Source organism: Veillonella rodentium (assembly GCF_900187285.1).
Taxonomy (GTDB): domain Bacteria; phylum Bacillota; class Negativicutes; order Veillonellales; family Veillonellaceae; genus Veillonella; species Veillonella rodentium.
Map to the genome: position 1 here is coordinate 1,490,030 of NZ_LT906470.1, position 17,423 is coordinate 1,507,452.

The 17,423-nt window shown below is 42.5% G+C and carries 18 protein-coding genes, 1 tRNA gene and 1 pseudogene; 3 read left to right on the plus strand and 17 right to left on the minus strand.

Annotated elements, in window-relative coordinates; translation table 11 throughout:
- Window positions 1-119 precede the first annotated feature (119 nt).
- The gene (locus CKV62_RS06835; protein WP_095066292.1) at window positions 120-1,454 is read right to left on the minus strand and encodes a purple acid phosphatase family protein; all 1,335 of its coding nucleotides are present in this window, start codon (window positions 1,452-1,454) and stop codon (window positions 120-122) included.
- A 430-nt stretch (window positions 1,455-1,884) separates the two neighbouring features.
- Here CKV62_RS06835 and CKV62_RS06840 point away from each other — a divergent pair, with 430 nt between their 5' ends.
- On the plus strand, window positions 1,885-2,583 hold the full coding sequence (locus CKV62_RS06840) for a DDE-type integrase/transposase/recombinase (protein WP_231968309.1): 699 nt from the start codon (window positions 1,885-1,887) through the stop codon (window positions 2,581-2,583).
- A gap of 89 nt (window positions 2,584-2,672) precedes the next feature.
- Here the strand turns inward: CKV62_RS06840 and CKV62_RS06845 are convergent, their stop codons facing one another.
- Genes CKV62_RS06845 through ilvB form a run of 3 tightly spaced genes read right to left on the minus strand, consistent with a single transcriptional unit; the run spans window position 2,673 to window position 5,547 of the window.
- Window positions 2,673-3,260: a beta-class carbonic anhydrase gene (locus tag CKV62_RS06845; protein ID WP_095066293.1), complete on the minus strand. Its 588-nt coding sequence runs from the start codon at window positions 3,258-3,260 to the stop codon at window positions 2,673-2,675.
- A gap of 38 nt (window positions 3,261-3,298) precedes the next feature.
- Window positions 3,299-3,811 carry an acetolactate synthase small subunit gene (gene ilvN / locus CKV62_RS06850; RefSeq protein WP_095066294.1) on the minus strand — a complete coding sequence of 171 codons (513 nt, stop codon included), beginning with the start codon at window positions 3,809-3,811 and terminating at the stop codon, window positions 3,299-3,301.
- 8 nt (window positions 3,812-3,819) lie between these two features.
- Window positions 3,820-5,547 carry a biosynthetic-type acetolactate synthase large subunit gene (ilvB, locus tag CKV62_RS06855; RefSeq protein WP_095066295.1) on the minus strand — a complete coding sequence of 576 codons (1,728 nt, stop codon included), beginning with the start codon at window positions 5,545-5,547 and terminating at the stop codon, window positions 3,820-3,822.
- A 188-nt stretch (window positions 5,548-5,735) separates the two neighbouring features.
- Between ilvB and CKV62_RS06860 the strand changes: the two genes are divergently transcribed.
- On the plus strand, window positions 5,736-6,014 hold the full coding sequence (locus CKV62_RS06860; RefSeq protein ID WP_095066718.1) for a glutaredoxin: 279 nt from the start codon (window positions 5,736-5,738) through the stop codon (window positions 6,012-6,014).
- 30 nt (window positions 6,015-6,044) lie between these two features.
- On the opposite strand, the gene CKV62_RS06865 is transcribed toward CKV62_RS06860, so the two are convergent.
- From CKV62_RS06865 to moaC, 13 genes and pseudogenes are all read right to left on the minus strand, one after another.
- On the minus strand, window positions 6,045-6,545 hold the full coding sequence (locus CKV62_RS06865; protein ID WP_095066296.1) for a folate family ECF transporter S component: 501 nt from the start codon (window positions 6,543-6,545) through the stop codon (window positions 6,045-6,047).
- Complete coding sequence (locus tag CKV62_RS06870) at window positions 6,535-6,882, minus strand: nitrous oxide-stimulated promoter family protein (RefSeq protein WP_095066297.1); 348 nt, start codon at window positions 6,880-6,882, stop codon at window positions 6,535-6,537. Before CKV62_RS06870 ends, CKV62_RS06865 begins: the two co-directional genes overlap by 11 nt.
- Before the next feature lie 8 nt (window positions 6,883-6,890).
- Window positions 6,891-7,709, minus strand: coding sequence for a class I SAM-dependent methyltransferase (locus CKV62_RS06875; RefSeq protein ID WP_095066298.1), 819 nt, complete (start codon window positions 7,707-7,709; stop codon window positions 6,891-6,893).
- A 297-nt stretch (window positions 7,710-8,006) separates the two neighbouring features.
- Window positions 8,007-8,081 (minus strand) — tRNA-Arg (locus CKV62_RS06880).
- Between the two features lie 50 nt (window positions 8,082-8,131).
- Window positions 8,132-8,234 (minus strand): annotated as a pseudogene (locus CKV62_RS09435) (arsenate reductase/protein-tyrosine-phosphatase family protein); the annotation flags it as partial.
- A 93-nt stretch (window positions 8,235-8,327) separates the two neighbouring features.
- Entirely contained in the window at window positions 8,328-9,047 is a 720-nt protein-coding gene (locus CKV62_RS06885) for a DUF4198 domain-containing protein (protein ID WP_095066299.1), read from the minus strand.
- A gap of 290 nt (window positions 9,048-9,337) precedes the next feature.
- Window positions 9,338-11,149: a translational GTPase TypA gene (gene typA, locus CKV62_RS06890; RefSeq protein WP_038115887.1), complete on the minus strand. Its 1,812-nt coding sequence runs from the start codon at window positions 11,147-11,149 to the stop codon at window positions 9,338-9,340.
- A 199-nt stretch (window positions 11,150-11,348) separates the two neighbouring features.
- A complete protein-coding gene (locus CKV62_RS06895) occupies window positions 11,349-12,296 on the minus strand; it encodes an epoxyqueuosine reductase (protein WP_095066300.1) in 948 nt (315 codons plus the stop codon).
- Between the two features lie 167 nt (window positions 12,297-12,463).
- Complete coding sequence (gene murB / locus CKV62_RS06900) at window positions 12,464-13,390, minus strand: UDP-N-acetylmuramate dehydrogenase (protein ID WP_095066301.1); 927 nt, start codon at window positions 13,388-13,390, stop codon at window positions 12,464-12,466.
- Window positions 13,374-13,730 carry a YlbF/YmcA family competence regulator gene (locus CKV62_RS06905; RefSeq protein ID WP_095066302.1) on the minus strand — a complete coding sequence of 119 codons (357 nt, stop codon included), beginning with the start codon at window positions 13,728-13,730 and terminating at the stop codon, window positions 13,374-13,376. Before CKV62_RS06905 ends, murB begins: the two co-directional genes overlap by 17 nt.
- Window positions 13,731-13,768: 38 nt before the next feature.
- Complete coding sequence (gene trmL, locus CKV62_RS06910) at window positions 13,769-14,254, minus strand: tRNA (uridine(34)/cytosine(34)/5-carboxymethylaminomethyluridine(34)-2'-O)-methyltransferase TrmL (protein ID WP_095066303.1); 486 nt, start codon at window positions 14,252-14,254, stop codon at window positions 13,769-13,771.
- 201 nt (window positions 14,255-14,455) lie between these two features.
- A complete protein-coding gene (locus CKV62_RS06915) occupies window positions 14,456-15,982 on the minus strand; it encodes a VWA domain-containing protein (protein WP_095066304.1) in 1,527 nt (508 codons plus the stop codon).
- Window positions 15,983-16,124: 142 nt separating this feature from the next.
- Window positions 16,125-16,625, minus strand: a complete 501-nt coding sequence (moaC, locus tag CKV62_RS06920; protein WP_095066305.1) for a cyclic pyranopterin monophosphate synthase MoaC — start codon at window positions 16,623-16,625, stop codon at window positions 16,125-16,127.
- A gap of 108 nt (window positions 16,626-16,733) precedes the next feature.
- On the opposite strand from moaC, the gene CKV62_RS06925 reads away from it, so the two are divergent.
- Complete coding sequence (locus CKV62_RS06925; protein ID WP_095066306.1) at window positions 16,734-17,411, plus strand: metal-dependent hydrolase; 678 nt, start codon at window positions 16,734-16,736, stop codon at window positions 17,409-17,411.
- Window positions 17,412-17,423: the final 12 nt, after the last annotated feature.

Consider the following 17,423-nt stretch of genomic DNA (forward strand, 5'->3'; position numbering starts at 1 on the left):
GCACCTTCCACGGAAGATGCCTTAGTATTGTAAAATCTGACATATTAAATTATATTTTACCGTATACATCATATATCACCATTAAATATGATAATATATTAAGTATACTTATACATGATTTATTTTTCTAAAGTCGTTTCGTCCAACAATGTTCCGTCAGGCAAGAACGACTTGATCATTAACGAATGTTTTGTCACCGTCATAGACATATAATTATCCGTTTCCGGTTGCGGCGCCACATATACATCCAGAGGATGTCGTACCCATAACCCAGGATACCGCACATCACCGGCAACGCCCGTAATAATATAAAGAGGGCCCGACGCATCTCGATCAAAATTACGTACATGACCGCGATTGCGATAGGTATGTAAATGAGCCGACAGCACAAGATCCACATTAAATTCATCAAAGATAGGCATAAACAATACCCCTTCCTCGCTAAATCCGGAAGCGCGACTGGCCCCTTCGCGATTAACCGCATATTGGAACGGGTCACGATGCATGAGCACTACAGTCCATTTCCTGGTATTAGACGCTAAGTCCTGCCGCAGCCATTCGACCTGCACATCATATAAATCAGGATGATGTACATCGTGATTGTCCTCATGGTTACTTTCATACAATTGCGTATCCAGTACGACATAATGAACATCGCCATAATCATAAGAATAATAACGACGATTAAATATATCATTCCCGTTACCCGGCACATCAAAATAATTCAGATACGCCCGAGGTTCACGCATTTTCCAATCTACGGTATACATTTCATGATTTCCCAATAACGGCGACAACGGAATTCGTGTGCTAAGAAGTGCAACAGAATTTAGCCATGCGCGCCATTGTGACGCCTCTTCACCGTTATCCACAAGGTCCCCCATGCTGATATACATAGCCGCCTCAGGGTTACGTTGAGCCGAATCTTTGACGATTTGATTCCATCCGGAATAATCAGCGGACTGCGAATCCGGATATATGAGCACCTCATATTCATCGGCGCCCGCCGTTTTCAAGAGGTACCATTCGCTGCGTCGATCCGTTCCATATCCGACACGATATTCATACTCGGTATCCGGTGCGAGTCCGGTTAATGTCGTCTCATGAATATATGTGCTTGTCCCATCGTCCGTGAAAGCCTTGCTCGATGCATTCTGACTCATAAGACCTGTTGCGGATGTATCACCACGCTTACGATATTCAACTACCGCATCAGATTCATCATTATCCGACTGCCACATGATAGTTCTGGCAACACTGTTGTCTTTGGCAACGATCTGACGAATATAACGCCCTTCTGATGCCAACAGCGGTTTAATCTCCTGCCCGGTAGCAACCGCCATTCCACGCTCAAGAAAGGAGCCGAAAGCATCACGATACTCATAAGCACCAAAGAATAGAGCCGCAACAACACCTCCGATACCTATTATTTTTAATAAATCCTTTTTATCCATATACCCTCATTTTTATATTCTAAATACATGGCCTTATTGTACAAATTAAAGTTGACTTTAAGTCAATATATAATTTTTATCACCTTATATGCAATGTGTTCAAGTATAATACATTTGTGACAAAAGAATAAAAAATAAGAAGATTCTCTGTTATAATGAAGTCGCTAAACCAATCGTTATAAACAAGGAGAATCTTCTTATGAAATCTATTATAACTGAAGAACTAAGACTTCGTAAACGGGCATATGAATATGCAATAAAATATAACAATAATGCTGAAGCAGCGCGTCGGTATCATACAAGCCGACAACAAATTCAACGTTGAAGAAAGCGGTATGATGGAACAATAGATTTGTTACGTCCACATAGTAGGAGACCGCATAGTCATGCTAATCAACATACAGCAACAGAGCTGGAGTTGATTCGTAGAGTGAATTCGAAGTTCCGTCACGAAGGACTGGCACAGGTATATGTAGAAGCTCGAAAACGAGGCTATACACGTTCGTACGGAGCCATGTGCAGGCAGATACGTCTTCATACACCTAAGGTATCTAAAAAGAAGACCTATTCCAAAAGTAAGTGGAGACCGGATGTAGTCACCTATCCGGGTGAAAAGGTTCAAATCGACATAAAATATGTACCCAATGAATGTTTGAAGTTTCATACGCATGGTATTAGTTACTATCAAATCACAGCTATTGATGAATACTTCAGAAAAAGAATTTTATCCATCGTTGATGAAAAGAGTGTTACTAATACGAGCCGATTTTTACTGGATTTAGAAACTCGTATGGGTTTTAAAATAGCGATTATACAAACGGATAACGGTCGCGAATTCACAAACTGGAATGGTAGTGAGAAGCGGTGTCTGTTCGACGAGGTATTAAAACAGCTCAGTGTCGATCATAAGCTAACAAGACCATTTTCCCCATGGCAAAATGGGAAAGTAGAGCGTAGTCACAAGGTTGATGGAGAGCGTTTTTATAATAGAACGTTTACTAGTGTGGATGAGTTAGTGAAGGCCCATCGACGCTATAATAGTCGTTATAACAATATAGCGCAAAAGGTATTAGGCTTTAAGTCACCCAATGAAGTTGTAACAGAGTATTTCTTATCTCATGCTGCATAGGCTGTGTCACAAATGTTTGACTACTCTAGATAATTTTTATCACCTTATATGCAATGCCCATATAAAACAAAGGGAGGCTATGCCTCCTCTTATTTTTCATAATACTGTTTCATCTGTGTATAGCCGTTTACAATGACTTCAATTTCACCGGTGCGAGGATGGAAAATTAATCCGTGAATGGGGACATCTTTAGGAATAAGAGGGTTAACTCGCAGTTCGTCTACCGTGTCCTCCACATTTTCCGCAGGCTGCGTGAATCCGTCCGCCCAACGTTTCATTTCCCGCTTTACCATATGAATTGCTTCCGGTGCGATACCGCGAGCCAACATCTTTTCTGTTAAATTCTTCGCCGTCGTCTTGGACATGCCGCATTCATGATGCCCGATGATAAAGATTTCATTAACATCGAGTTCATAGATACATACCAGTAAGCTGCGGACAACGCCATCAAAAGGACCTGTAATACAGTTGCCCGCTGTCTTTACAATCTTGGCTTCCCCACGACCGATGTCCATGGAGTCTTCCAAAAAATTTACAAGACGTGTATCCATACATGTGACAATGGCCATCTGACGACTCGGCATCTTACTGCATTTTGTATCAGTCTCTACATAACCCGTATTTTGATCCTCCACATATTCTCTATTATGGGCTAAAATATCATCCAGTAAACTCATAGTACCTCCTATAATAAAAGATTAGGGTTTATGATCAATCAACGGTCAGGCGTAGACAATGCCTCGATAGCGACACTGCCGCCGCGAACGACTTCAATACGATTGACAAACATATCCTTAAACAGTGCAATCATATCATTATTCTTAGATACGGTCTTTACACACTGTACGAGGACGGATTTACGACTATAGTCTACAACAAGCAGATCAAAGGTACGGGCGATGCGGAAAATCTCCTGCTTATCCGCTTCCTTACAGCTGTTCACTTTGATAAACAATAACTCCCTCTTCGTAATCGCCATATCCGTAAAGTCGATAACCTTGATAACCTCTACACTACGATTCAGTTGCTTAATGATTTGTTCATATGTCAAATCATCACAGGTAAGATCAATTGTCATTCGAGACATCGTCGGATCTTCGGTTTCCCCTACGGTCAATGTGTCAAGATTATAATTCTTACCGGCGAAGAGGCCTGAGATTTTAGCTAACACGCCGATCTGGTTTTCCACATACGCCGAAATACAGCGCTTTTTCATATGTAATTCCATAGCCCCTCCTATTTTCTATCCTTCAATAACATATCGCTCAGAGATTTCCCTGCCGGCACCATAGGCAGAACGTTGAGTTCCGTAGGAATGATAAATTCCAATAAGGTCGGACCTTCTTTGAAAGTATCCGCCAAAAGGAATCCCTTTCCCATATCTTCAACCTTTGTAATGCGCATTGCCTTAGCCCCATAAGCTTCAGCCAGTTTCACAAAATTCGGTACATATTCAAACTCGTCATTATCGATCATGCTACGTGTAACAATAGCGCTTTCATCCATCAACAAATTTGTACAGGCATACCGTTTATCATAAAATAACTGCTGCCATTGGCGCACATTGCCGAGATAACCGTTATTAAGCACGATAAGCGTCATCGGCAAGTGATAATGCATAGCCGTAGCAAATTCTTGAATGTTCATTTGCACACCGCCATCACCGCAGATGGAGAAAACACGTCGGTCCGGATTTCCCAGCTGAGCCCCCAGTGCAGCAGGGAAGCCATACCCCATCGTACCGAGACCGCCGGATGTCAATAATTGACGACCGCCTTTTAACTCTAAAAATTGAGTTGTCCATAATTGGTTCTGACCCACATCGGTCGCTACAATAGGGCAATCATAGTGATTATTGATATAATCTATGACGATTTGAGGTGTTAAGCCCTCTTCATCGGCTTGTGTAACAGGTCGCTCCTCTTTCAGTTTCTGCAATTGTTTAGACCATTCACCGAGGTCATGAGGCTCAATATATTCCAATAGTTTCTCAATCGCCAGTTTCGCATCGGCTACAACGGGAATATCCACCTTAATATTTTTAGAAATCGATGCCGCATCAACATCAATATGAATAATCTTACAGTTTTGAGCAAATGTACTCAATTTACCCGTAATACGATCATTGAAACGGGTGCCGATTGAAATCATCACGTCACAATCCGTAAGAGCCACATTGGGAGCATATCCACCATGAATGCCCACATTGCCAAGGTATAGAGGATGTCGCGAATCGATAGCCCCTTTCCCCATTAAGGTAGTGACCACGGGAATACCCGTTTTTTCAACAAGCGCCATCATAAGTTCATTGGCACCGCTGATGTTGACCCCGCCGCCCAACAGGAACAGAGGACGCTTTGCCTTTTCGATAACGGAGCAGGCCTTCTTGATTTGTCCGACATGGACCGTCGTATTCGGTTTATAGCTACGAATATTAACTTCTGTCGGATATTCATCGGACCCCATTGCTTTTTGAATATTTTTAGGCATATCCACTACAACCGGTCCCGGTCTACCTGTACGAGCTATATAAAACGCTTCTTTCAAAATACGTCCCAAATCCTTGCGGTCGCGAACGGTTACCGCATATTTACACACATTACGCACGATACCGACCGTATCGACCTCCTGAAAGGCATCATTTCCCATGAGACTCAAGTCCACTTGTCCCGTAATACAAACGAGAGGCACACTGTCCGCATACGCCGTTGCAATCCCCGTTACAAGATTGGTCGCGCCCGGTCCGGAAGTCACCATACAGACTCCCACCTTACCGGTGCTACGCGCATAACCATCCGCCGCATGAGCCAAGGCCTGTTCATGACGTGGCAATACAACTTTCACCGTATCCTGTTTGTACAACTCATCCATTATATCGATAGTCGCCGCCCCGGGATAGTTAAATAAAATCTCCACCTGCTCCTCCTGAAGCGCTTTCACCAAGTATGCCGCACCGGAAATCATAAGAGCCTCCTCATCTGCTTATAATATATGTACTCAATTAATATCCACATTCAATACATTTAAAAAATTGAATGTTGTATGTAGATATGATATACTCAATAATATATCATATCTTGTGGTGTGTGAGTATGTCATTAATCTCAATTTATATAAGTATATTAATGTTATTTTTGAAAGGACGGTATACTATGAAAGAAATCCTGGGCTTCCACTTGAACGGTTGCCCTTATTGTAAAAATGCATTCCGCGCCGTCGATGAACTCGTTGCGGAAAATCCTAAATACGCTGATATCCACATCAACTGGGTTGAAGATCAGGATGCCCATGAATTATTCAAAACGCATCCTTACGAATACTATCCGAACTTGTGGTTCGACCTCGACAAACAATACGAGGCTCAACCGGGCGAAAGCTACGAACAGACAAAAACATTAATTAAAGCGGTGCTTGATAAGGCATTGGCATAAAGAAAAGCTGTAACTTCAAATTACTTGAGGTTACAGCTTTTTATGTACAATAAATCTGCTTATCGCCTTATATACAATTAAAATCAACGCGATTTCTAGAGGAAAGCATAGAATATTTTTTATGAGTCGGCTCAAAAAGATGGCGGATACCGCTTTGTTATAAAATATCGTGAGCCACAATGTGTTCAGCACCAGATGTATACATACCGTAACAATCAGTTCCGGCAACAGAAGCCGTTTAAGCGTAACATCACGACCGTGCAGAAAATAACCATACACATAGCCCACCAGAAACTCGGACACAATAAAACCCGGAAAAAATACGCCGTGTCCGAATAAGGACATTCCGATAAAACAGGCAATCGCCGCCATAATGCCGGCGGCCATAGGCCCGTATAGAATACCGAATATGGCGGTCGATAAAAACCCAAATGTAATATGTATAAATGTGGTATGAATGGCGAAAATATAAGATAGTAAAACCGTCAAAGCTATAAATATACCGGTCTTTACAACCATATCAGTCTTCATGAGATGTGATACTCCTTTTCCTATCCTTCCACTCCAAATACATATGGCGAATCACCATAATCGGTGAGACGAATAACATACGCGGTCCGCCATAGCGCATGATTTCACGGATTTTTTCGCGATAGGTCGGCTCATAACAATGTGTTTTACAAACGCTGCAAAAAGTTTTACTGTCCATATGGGGGCATACGTCTATTCGGTGTTCCGCATACTGCCATACCTTTTGGCATTCTTCACACAAATCACCCTTCTGTGTATGATGTTTATTATGACAATAGATGGCAATGATTTGATGCATCGCCTTCAGCTCTAACTGACGTTTTTCATCAACAGTCATACGACCTCCTACTTAACAGACCAGGAAGCCCACGCCACCTTATCCACGGTTTTATTCTGAATCTTGTTATCCATAGCCAGCGGCTCTATGAGATTTCGTATTTCCGCCTTCATATCATCCATACTGCCCCAACCATTATTATGTAACCTCATCGTAAAATATTCAACCGCTTTATTGAGATCCATAACCTCAGTTTCAGGCACGGTTTTATATGTTACTTTCACATTATGCCCCATACTATGAATCGCCTCAAGACACTCCTTCATCTTTCCATCCCAGGGAAATGCATCACTGCCGAAAAAATGTTCCGATAACATATCCACCATTTCATCACTGCGTTCGCTGAAAGCAACCCACAAGCATTTATCCTGGCTCGCATCATGCATGGCACGGATATTTTCAACATCAAACATAATGGGGCAGAAAATGCTGTACGCCAAGTCAAAGGCCTTATCCCATTCTAATTTACGTCTCGTTTCATCAGACCACGGAGCAATATATAAGCTCAAGTCCAGACCTTCTTCATCGGCTAACTGCTTTGCACCGTTAATCATACCGTCCGATAAATCGATTCCCGTCGCGCTATATCCTTCACGTGCCAGTCCTAATGCATAATCACAGACACCACAGCCTACATCAAGTGTTCGACCGCCTGGCGCCGGCAATAATCGCTCCGCCCTCAAAAAATCAAGAAATGCGGTTACCTGCGCCTTGCGATCCTCACGGTTATGCATCTCCACAAAATAGTTGGACCGATTATTCCAAGCATCCTGCTCATCCTTCCACGCTTCGAGGGACACAGACACAGCCTGTATTTCATTTGCCATAATGACTCCTTTATATCTATATAGGATACTGACGATACGAGTCGTCCGCCATATCCGTTTACATACAACACAAAATTAATAGTTCTATATGCCTCGGTGTTCCGTCCGAATGTGTTCAGAATTTCATATAGATTATTCATTCTAATTGTACATCATTCTCAATGATTTTTGTGTTACTATAGTCACATCGGTTATGCAAATTTTATACAAATAAAAAAGCTCTCAGGCTGAACTGCATCTCAAAATTATGTCCAAATTTTAAGATGCAGTTCAATCTGAAAGCCTCTTGTTTCATCATGGTGCGCCTAGCAGGATTCGAACCTGCGCACCCGGTTCCGGAGACCGGTGCTCTATCCCCTGAGCTATAGGCGCATGAGTACCTAAAAATTATACCATATTACGCTATGGTTCGATAGTATAAAGTAAACTGAAGTATAGTCACCCAAACCGACCTGATTAACAATATGCTTCATAAAGCTCCGCCATCGTTGAGCGGCAGATATTTTCATGACAGATGAATAAAATTTTATCATAAAAATCTCGCTATTACACAAAAATCCTCTATAGCATACGCTATAGAGGACTCTTTTGCAATAACTAGAATTAACTTTCCCAATATTATTCAGGATCAATTATAAAAGACAATGCACTGAAGTATTTATTTTGTTCGCCCTTGGTTTGAGTCGGGAAGCCTACTTCCACGCCCACAACATTGAGGCCGTTAGCACTTACAGTAACGATAGCCTTACCATTTGCATCGGTTTTGCTTTCATTTGTAAGATCGTTCATTACATCTTTAATGAGCGGTGCATCAGCATATGGTTTACCTTCTTTAAGCACTTGAATTTCGTAGGTATCACCTTTTCTTAGCGTCAATGGATTCACGGATGGCACGATTTGAATGAAGGCATCTTTATTATTCAAAGGCTTCGCGCTTGCATTCCAGTAGTGCACATCATATTTGATAGCGTGTGTACTCTTAGTTGCACCGGGCACCTGTGTAATAGGTTTATGTACAGTCTTTCCGTCTTTATCCTTTGTCCAATAACCGTAATCAAAGTTCGTTACAGTTACACCAAGGTTGGACGGTTGTTCAATGGCTACATTTTTCTCATGTTTAATCACTTTCACAGGCATAACATTACCGTTTACATCATAACCGGTAATTCCTTTTACCATATCTGAAGTGTATGCATTATCTACAGGCCCTTCACCGAGGACAAGTACTTTTTCATCAGTGCGATTGGCAAAGAAAACGCCATGTGCATCGACAGTGGTTAATATGGAGCCCGCTGCAAGACCAACAGCAAACAAGGATGCAAGAATTTTTTTGTTCATTGGTGGACCCTCCTACAAACTAAAAATAATTTTCAATAAATATATTATCATTATACAGATTCATTTATTAAAGTTTCATGAAATCTTAATAACTTTCATAGACATATGACTATTAGCTATAATCATGTAGAATTATATATGAAAGTAATACTCAATTAGATAATTTTCATTGCTCTTTCTTCTGAAATTCAGCATATCTAAGCCGAACATAAAACAGCGGATAGTCGATACATACCGACTATCCGCTGTATAGATTCGGGAAAACTCGTATTTCCATGAATTTCAATCAATTATTTTTTGTTTTTTGCAGCCTTCGCACGAGCATTCCGGTCAAGAATCATCTTACGCATACGAATGCTTTCAGGTGTTACCTCAACGAGTTCATCATCATTGATCCACTCAAGAGCCTGCTCCAAGGAGAAGATACGAGGCGGCGTCAAGCGTACCGCTTCATCAGAGGAACTGGAACGCATGTTGGTAACGTGTTTTTTCTTACATGGATTAACATCCATATCAAGTTCACGCGTATTTTCACCGATAACTTGTCCTGCATACACGTCTTGGTTAGGGCCAACGAACAATGTACCGCGGTCTTGAACGGAGTTCAAACCATATGGTGTGGTTTCACCATTTTCAAATGCTACCAAAGCACCGCGTGTACGGGAAGGGATTTCACCCTTATATGGTGCATAGCCATGGAATACATGGTTCATAATACCATTACCTTTTGTAGCTGTTAAGAATTGGGCGCGGAAACCGATCAAGCCACGAGCCGGAACTACGAATTCCATGCGAAGATAACCAGCCAATTCAACCATGTTAGTCAACTCAGCTTTACGTTGACCGAGATTTTCCATTACAGTACCCATAAATTCCTGAGGTACATCGATGGTCAACGCTTCAAGCGGTTCACACAATTGATCGTTAATGGTTCTGAAGATTACACGAGGTTTTCCCACTTGTAATTCATAGCCTTCACGACGCATAGTTTCAATCAATACAGCCAAATGCAATTCGCCACGGCCGGATACTTTGAACGCATCTGCAGAATCAGTTTCTTCCACTTTCATGGATACGTTAGTTTCTACTTCGCGGAACAAACGATCACGCAAGTGACGGGATGTAACGAATTCACCTTCGCGGCCTGCAAATGGAGAGTTATTTACGGAGAACACCATGGACAATGTCGGTTCGTCAATGGAAATGGATGGCAACGCTTCAGGATTTTCAGCATCCGCTACTGTTTCGCCGATATTGATATCGTCGATACCGGCAAAGGCGATGATATCACCCATTTCAGCTTCGTCAGTTTCAACGCGATTCAAACCATTGTATGTATATACGCGGCCGATTTTCGCTTTACGAGTGCTTTCACCGTTCATGATGGCAACCTGTTGGTTAGTTTTCATTTTACCGCGTACTATACGACCTACGGCAATTTTACCGATGAAGTTATCGTAATCAAGTGTGGTCACCATGAATTGAAGAGGGCCTTCCATATCACCTTGCGGTGCAGGAATTTCGTCGATCAACGTTTTAAACAACGGTTCCATGTTTACGGCTTCGTCGTCCCAGTTGGTTTTGGAAACACCGGAACGGGCAGAGGCGTAAACCACAGGAAAGTCGAGTTGATCATCGTCAGCTTCAAGTTCCATAAATAATTCAAGAACTTCGTCCTCAACCTCTTTAACGCGTTGGTCAGGACGGTCAATTTTATTGATAACCACGATCGGCTTCAATTTCTGTTCTAAGGCTTTACGCAAAACATATTTAGTCTGAGGCATTGGACCTTCATAAGCGTCTACGAGAAGCAATACGCCGTCAACCATGTTAAGTACGCGTTCCACTTCACCGCCGAAATCAGCATGGCCCGGCGTATCAACGATGTTGATTTTAATACCGTCATGCATAACGGCCGTATTTTTGGACAAAATGGTAATACCGCGTTCACGTTCCAAATCATTGGAATCCATTACGCGTTCTGCTACCTTTTCATTTTCACGGAACACATGGCTTTGTTTTAATAATGCGTCCACCAAGGTTGTTTTACCATGGTCAACGTGGGCGATAATCGCTACATTACGAAGATTTTCGCGAATCATAAGATCCTCCCTTTAATTCCTTCAGTATATTCTATATCACATAGCCTCTGTGAAAGTAGCTATGCAGGTATATTCCCAAAAATTGGCAACAGTTAATTATAACTCACTATATCTATGAAAGTCAAAGAAGCTCTTTTGTTGTAGTCATTATAATTTCTACATTTGATTATACATTTAAGTCATCGTATAACGACAGAGATTATTTACCCCGCATGGCTCGCTCCGCGGATTTACGTAATAACGGTATTTGCTCATCCGTTAAATGAAAGCAGCATTTGGGAATCACCTTTTTAATAAGTTCCGCATCGGATGCTTTCAGAATATATTCCGGTTGTAGCAGCGGCTCTAATTCATCAAGTCCGGGATAATCCAACCCAATACTCCAATCATGGTCTACATTAAAAGGACATGCATCCTGACAGTTATCACAGCCTAATATCCACACCTCCAGCATATCATCTGTGACACCGTCCGGTAACTTACCATCACCGAATGTATTAATAAAAGATACACATGTTAACGGATTCATAGTAAACGGCGCAGATAAAGATTTTGTCTTACACCCCTGCTGACATAAGTCACAAGAATCCGGACACGGAGGTATCTCCGACTGCTGAATATATTCACAGGACTCATCAATTAAATAGGCTGCCAGTTCATAACAGGATCCTTTAGGTCCATAAAAGAAATTATTCTTCCGATAGATGCCTAAACCTGCTGCTACCGAAGCGGGCCGCAAAGGAATAATTCCGGCCGGTTTTGCCGTTTCACCGCCAATATATCGTATTCCCTTTTCACCAAGCCATGTTTCAAAAGATCGCCGCCGTTTGAACTCGTCACTGTGAGGAATATTTGATAAAGATAACAGCAGCCCTTTTGCATATCGTTTTCGAAGAGATAGGGGAAACTTATAGCTCCCATAATACTCCGTGCAAACTACGATTGAGTGAGCCCATGGATAATTTTCTTTTAGCTCTAAAAATGATTTAGTATGAGTATATATATCCTCACTTTCCGGAACCGCCTCAAGTCGTTGCGCCAGGCGGTCCTTATATGAATCCAATGCATCAATGGATATAATACCGCAATCATCAAAGCCGCATTCCAACGCTTTGTCATGAACCTGTTTTGCTGTTAGGGTCGTCATATCCTCGCCTCCTACTAAACAACATATCCATTTAAGAACAATTATGATCATAGATATTAACAATTACAATCATAGATACTATTGAAAAAAGACTTCCTACGAGTCCGTCTATCCAAACCATTGCAAAGATACAAAGACTCATAAGAAATCTTCTAATTATTATGTAGTCAGTCTTCCCCGATCATGCGCACTTCCGGCTCAAGATGTACACCATGTTCATCATATACACGACGCTGTACCTCCTGAATCAGATTAAGTACGTCCTTGGCGGTAGCTCTCCCCGTATTGATAACAAAGCCAGCATGCTTATGCGATACCTGTGCATCACCGACGGATAGCCCTTTAAGCCCCGTCTGTTCAATCAGAGTTCCTGCAAAATATCCCGGCGGACGTTTAAAAGTAGATCCGGCACTGGCAAACTCAAGCGGTTGTTTTGATTCGCGCTTTGCTGTCAATTCATCCATACGTGCCCTGATAGCAGCCTTATCGCCGGGTGTCAAGGTCATAACCACTTCACCGATTACCTCATGATTATCGTGAAAAATGCTATGCCGATAGGCAAAGTCCAAATGAGAGGCATCATATTCCTTAATGCGCCCTTCAAAATCTACAGCCCGCACCATCGTCACGACGTTACTCATTTCACCATCATAGGCTCCGGCATTCATAAATACGGCTCCACCCAGGGTTCCCGGAATTCCGATAGCAAATTCAAGACCGGTCAAACCATTTTTCCATGCGAATTCAGATGCATCTTTCAACATAAAACCGGACCCGATGCACAATGTATTTTCATTACAGTCCATGATTTGCATCATCTGACGCACGGATACAACGGCGCCGCGGATGCCGCCATCTTTCACCAAAATATTGGAACCGCAACCGATAACTGTAACAGGAACACACTGTTCATGAATCGTACGCAGTACAAAACTCAACTCCGCCATCGACGTAGGTTCTATAAAAAGATCAGCAGGTCCACCGATTTTAAAGGTCGTATGCTCACATAATAATTCCCGTTCACGCACACGTGTACCGGGGAGTCTCTCTAATAATGCAGCCTGCAATGTCTTAATGTTACTGTTGTTGCCCATGATCTAAAACCTTCATCCCCTCAGTGATTGGCTCGCTAATGATTTTATAGATATCGTTGGATACTTGACTCCAACGGACATGAGCTTGCAGGTAAACCTGTGCCGCTGTATTCACCTGAATTTGCGGCATCAATTCTTCCTGTTTTTTCAACAATTCTGCTTCTTCCGGTGCACCGGAGATTTTCGCATATTCCCATTGCATTTGTTGGGCCATGAAAGTTCTCACCAGCGCAGCCGCGGTCGCATCAGCCTGCACCGCCTCCTGCGCTTTCATCAACTCTTTGTACTCTTCGGATTCACGCATAGCATGCGCTAAATCATGAGCCTTATCGTAATTCATACTTACCTCCTAAAAACAACACTATATACAATAACCATTTATTTAGATTGAATCCAGTTTCCTTCCGCTTTCAAATCGGGGTAGTCCAACTGCCGCATGGCCTCGTAAGCGACAACAGCCACCGCATTGGATAAATTCAAAGATCGTGCCTCTTCAATCATAGGAATGCGAATACAGGATTCATCCTTTCCTTCCAGTAACGATTCAGGTAAACCACGAGTCTCCGGTCCAAAAACAAGCATATCTCCTAGTTCATATTTCACCTCAGAATGAGTATGTTTCGCCTTCGTCGTAGCATAAAAGAATCTGTGGTCAGGATATGTATCATATAATTCTTGAATATTCTCATGAATCTGTACATCCACCAAATGCCAATAATCGAGGCCGGCCCGTTTTACATGCTTGTCATCGACAGAAAATCCCAACGGCTTGATAAGGTGTAGGATCATATGATTTGCGGCGCATAAGCGCGCAATATTTCCTGTATTACCGGGAATTTCCGGTTCATATAATACAATTTCCAAAATATCCCTCTTATATAATTATTACTTCGAATGAAGAAAAAGTTTCTTCTAACATATAATTATATCATTATATGTAAACTACAGAGAAAAAATCGGTCCTCTTTGAGAAAACACACGGTTCAATAAATCCGTTATGTATTTAGTCCTCATAAAATGAGCCTTCTACGATTAACTTAATTGTAACATAGAAGGCTCATATATTTATTTGTCAGGTTGTCGTTTCTCTTCCAATTTCTGACCGTCTTTTTGTTGAGCTGCCGTCGTATCGGGACGCTCCTCCCGTTTGATATAATAACGACTGAATTTATCCACACGGCTCGTGGACGGCATATAGGCAACAGTTTCACCCTTCCGCCCTGCTACAGATTTGATATACTCCGCATCTGCTTTTTCTACTTCAGCCAATTTATCCTCCAACAGCTTCTCTATAATTTTCTGACGTTCCCCCGCCTTTTTATCCAGTGCTTTATACACATTACCGAACGGCTTTATAATCTTTAAATCATCACTCTGTAAGCATTCGATAGTGGAACCAATATTAATTCTTTCGGAAAGAGCCTGCCCCGCTAAAAAGCCGTTATAGAGACGCCCGCTTGCATGACTTGCTTTAAGCCGATTAAGCACCTCATCATTTAACGTTTGCCACTCATATTGCGCATTGGCCAACTCATGAATCCGATACAACTCCGAAGTCAACGTGTCCGCTTCATTGGCGGAAGCATAATAACCGCCGCCAGCTTCGGCAATTTGTCTCAATAATGCGTCTTGATTCGCATCGACATTAAGACCTATAATTCCCAGAATGACATTGGTCTTTCCGCCTTTTAATTTCTCCGCCTCAGCCACCGGATCACCGTCACAAGTTTCGATGCCGTCGGTAATGATGTATAAAATATTAACATCCTTCTCCCCCGTAAATTGACTCAAGTCAGAAGCTCCTTTTTCAATGGATTTCGCAACCGATGTCCAGCCCGTCGGTTGGATCGGAGTCATACTGGATTTTATTTTCTCCCGATCAAGTTTCGTTATCGGTTGCAACAGCTCATTGGCGCCGCAAGATTCCGTACGTTTTTCCGCCGTATTGTCTCCTAAATGTCCAAATACGCGCAGGCCTACATTAGCATTATCCGGTAAGGTCGCCAAAATTTCATTAATGGAGTTTTTAGCAATATCCATCATACTTTGCCCTTTAATTTCATTGACCATGGATCCGCTGGCATCCAATACAATTTCAAGATTCAGTTGCGCATTTTCTTTAATCGGCTGCTTCGTAAACGGATGAATGCGGTCCTTTTGAAACACCAAATAAGCATACCTATCCAACTCCTCTACAGGCTCATAATCAAGAGCGGATACATAGAGAATCTGATTGAATAATCGGTTAATCTCCGCTTCCGATGCATCGTCCGGAACAGGCTTCACATCTTTAAACTGTTTAATCACATGAGAGCTCCAAATCTCATATTCGTCATCCCCCCCTTTTTGCGAATAAAATCCATAAGGCACTTTGCGCTGATGAACCACCCCCGGTGCAGCATTGACAACGGCCTCATAGGTGTAAACTGGATCTTTTAAATCGCTATTAATCCCCTTGCCGCGTTGCGCCTCATCTTCACTCATAGAAGACAGCATATTGCCAATCATGTTATCACTGCCGCATCCGGCTGCGGTTACCAACAGCATGGCTGACATCATGACAATAAACAGTTTCGATCGTAATTTACTCATGTGCGGGCCCCCTTAATGTTCTCGTTCTTAACACAGATTCCATTTTATTTTGTAAATATACTTCAATATAATCTCACAACCATTATTGCCTCTAATACATCAACTGATCATGAAAGCGCCGTGACTGATTTATATTGATGCATTATCTTACAAAATGCCCGCTTTTACCTCCTTCTTTTTCAACGAGATATGTAGGTCCCATAATCATCCCCTTATCGATAGCTTTACACATGTCGTATACCGTCAGAAGTCCCACCTGAACGGCTGTGAGCGCCTCCATTTCAACGCCCGTTTTCCCTGTCGTTTTTACGATAGCACGAATCTTGACGGCACGATTATGCGTCACATCCGTACAGGCCGAGCTTTCACCATCAACTAAAGTGCAATGCACCTCCACCTTGGTCAAACTCAAAGGATGGCAAAGCGGTATGAGCTGACTCGTCTGTTTTGCCCCCATAATAGCTGCCAACCGGGCCACACTCAATACGTCTCCTTTTTTCATTGTTCCCGCCGCAATGCGATCATAAATTGTATCGTTAACGGCTATAAAGCCCTCCGCAACAGCGGTACGCGACGTCACGTCCTTATCGGACACATCCACCATCCACGCATTGCCCTGTTCATCGAAATGTGTCAAATCCATGTGTATATTTCCAATCCGTATGCATAATTCACTCTCTACAGTTTTATTTTCATATATTCTATTATACAATAGAATCAAGAATTATATATAAGGAAGGAAGTGTTCCCCATGAAAACAAAATTAACCTATTTCGGCCACGCCTGCTTTATGCTGACCCGCGGTGATGTATCCATGATTTTTGATCCCTTCTTGACAGGTAATACATGGGATATCGCAAAAAAAGAAGATATTAAATGTCAATATATCTTTGTCAGCCACGGACATGACGATCACTACGGAGATACGGATTATATCGCCAAGGCTAACGATGCCCTCGTTATTTCCACCGCCGAAATAGCCGGCAGGGCAGCTGAAGCCGGATGCCGCACGCATGCCATGCACTTAGGCGGTAAATTCGATTTTGAGTTCGGATCCGTTCGTTTGGTTCCCGCCTTTCACGGTGCCGGGATTCCTGGCGGTCATGCGGCCGGTTGCCTTATTGATTTCTATGGCGACATCCTCTACTTTGCGGGTGATACGGCCCTCTTCAGCGATATGAAGCTGTTAAACCGCTTCGGTGATATCGACTATGCACTCCTGCCTATCGGCGATAACTATACAATGGGCGTTGAGGACGCGGCGCTTGCCGCTTCCTATGTGAAAGCGCGTATTTCTATTCCGATTCACTATAAAACATGGCCTGTTATCGACCGCGAACCCGGTGTATTCACAAGCCTCGTGGAAGGTAAATACAACCAGACTGGTCTCATTATCGATCCCGGTTCCTCCATTGAACTGAACAGTTAACCGGAATTTCAC

Coding starts and splice junctions, on each gene's coding strand:
- CKV62_RS06835 (WP_095066292.1), bottom strand. CDS start 1,454: ATGGATAAAAAGGATTTATTAAAAATAATAGGTATCGGAGGTGTTGTT.
- CKV62_RS06865 (WP_095066296.1), bottom strand. CDS start 6,545: ATGAAGACTGATATGGTTGTAAAGACCGGTATATTTATAGCTTTGACG.
- murB (WP_095066301.1), bottom strand. CDS start 13,390: ATGGGCAACAACAGTAACATTAAGACATTGCAGGCTGCATTATTAGAG.
- CKV62_RS06875 (WP_095066298.1), bottom strand. CDS start 7,709: ATGGCAAATGAAATACAGGCTGTGTCTGTGTCCCTCGAAGCGTGGAAG.
- moaC (WP_095066305.1), bottom strand. CDS start 16,625: ATGGATTTGACACATTTCGATGAACAGGGCAATGCGTGGATGGTGGAT.
- CKV62_RS06915 (WP_095066304.1), bottom strand. CDS start 15,982: ATGAGTAAATTACGATCGAAACTGTTTATTGTCATGATGTCAGCCATG.
- CKV62_RS06845 (WP_095066293.1), bottom strand. CDS start 3,260: ATGAGTTTACTGGATGATATTTTAGCCCATAATAGAGAATATGTGGAG.
- ilvN (WP_095066294.1), bottom strand. CDS start 3,811: ATGGAATTACATATGAAAAAGCGCTGTATTTCGGCGTATGTGGAAAAC.
- CKV62_RS06925 (WP_095066306.1), top strand. CDS start 16,734: ATGAAAACAAAATTAACCTATTTCGGCCACGCCTGCTTTATGCTGACC.
- typA (WP_038115887.1), bottom strand. CDS start 11,149: ATGATTCGCGAAAATCTTCGTAATGTAGCGATTATCGCCCACGTTGAC.
- CKV62_RS06895 (WP_095066300.1), bottom strand. CDS start 12,296: ATGACGACCCTAACAGCAAAACAGGTTCATGACAAAGCGTTGGAATGC.
- ilvB (WP_095066295.1), bottom strand. CDS start 5,547: ATGATTTCCGGTGCGGCATACTTGGTGAAAGCGCTTCAGGAGGAGCAG.
- CKV62_RS06905 (WP_095066302.1), bottom strand. CDS start 13,730: ATGAATTACGATAAGGCTCATGATTTAGCGCATGCTATGCGTGAATCC.
- CKV62_RS06870 (WP_095066297.1), bottom strand. CDS start 6,882: ATGACTGTTGATGAAAAACGTCAGTTAGAGCTGAAGGCGATGCATCAA.
- CKV62_RS06860 (WP_095066718.1), top strand. CDS start 5,736: ATGAAAGAAATCCTGGGCTTCCACTTGAACGGTTGCCCTTATTGTAAA.
- CKV62_RS06885 (WP_095066299.1), bottom strand. CDS start 9,047: ATGAACAAAAAAATTCTTGCATCCTTGTTTGCTGTTGGTCTTGCAGCG.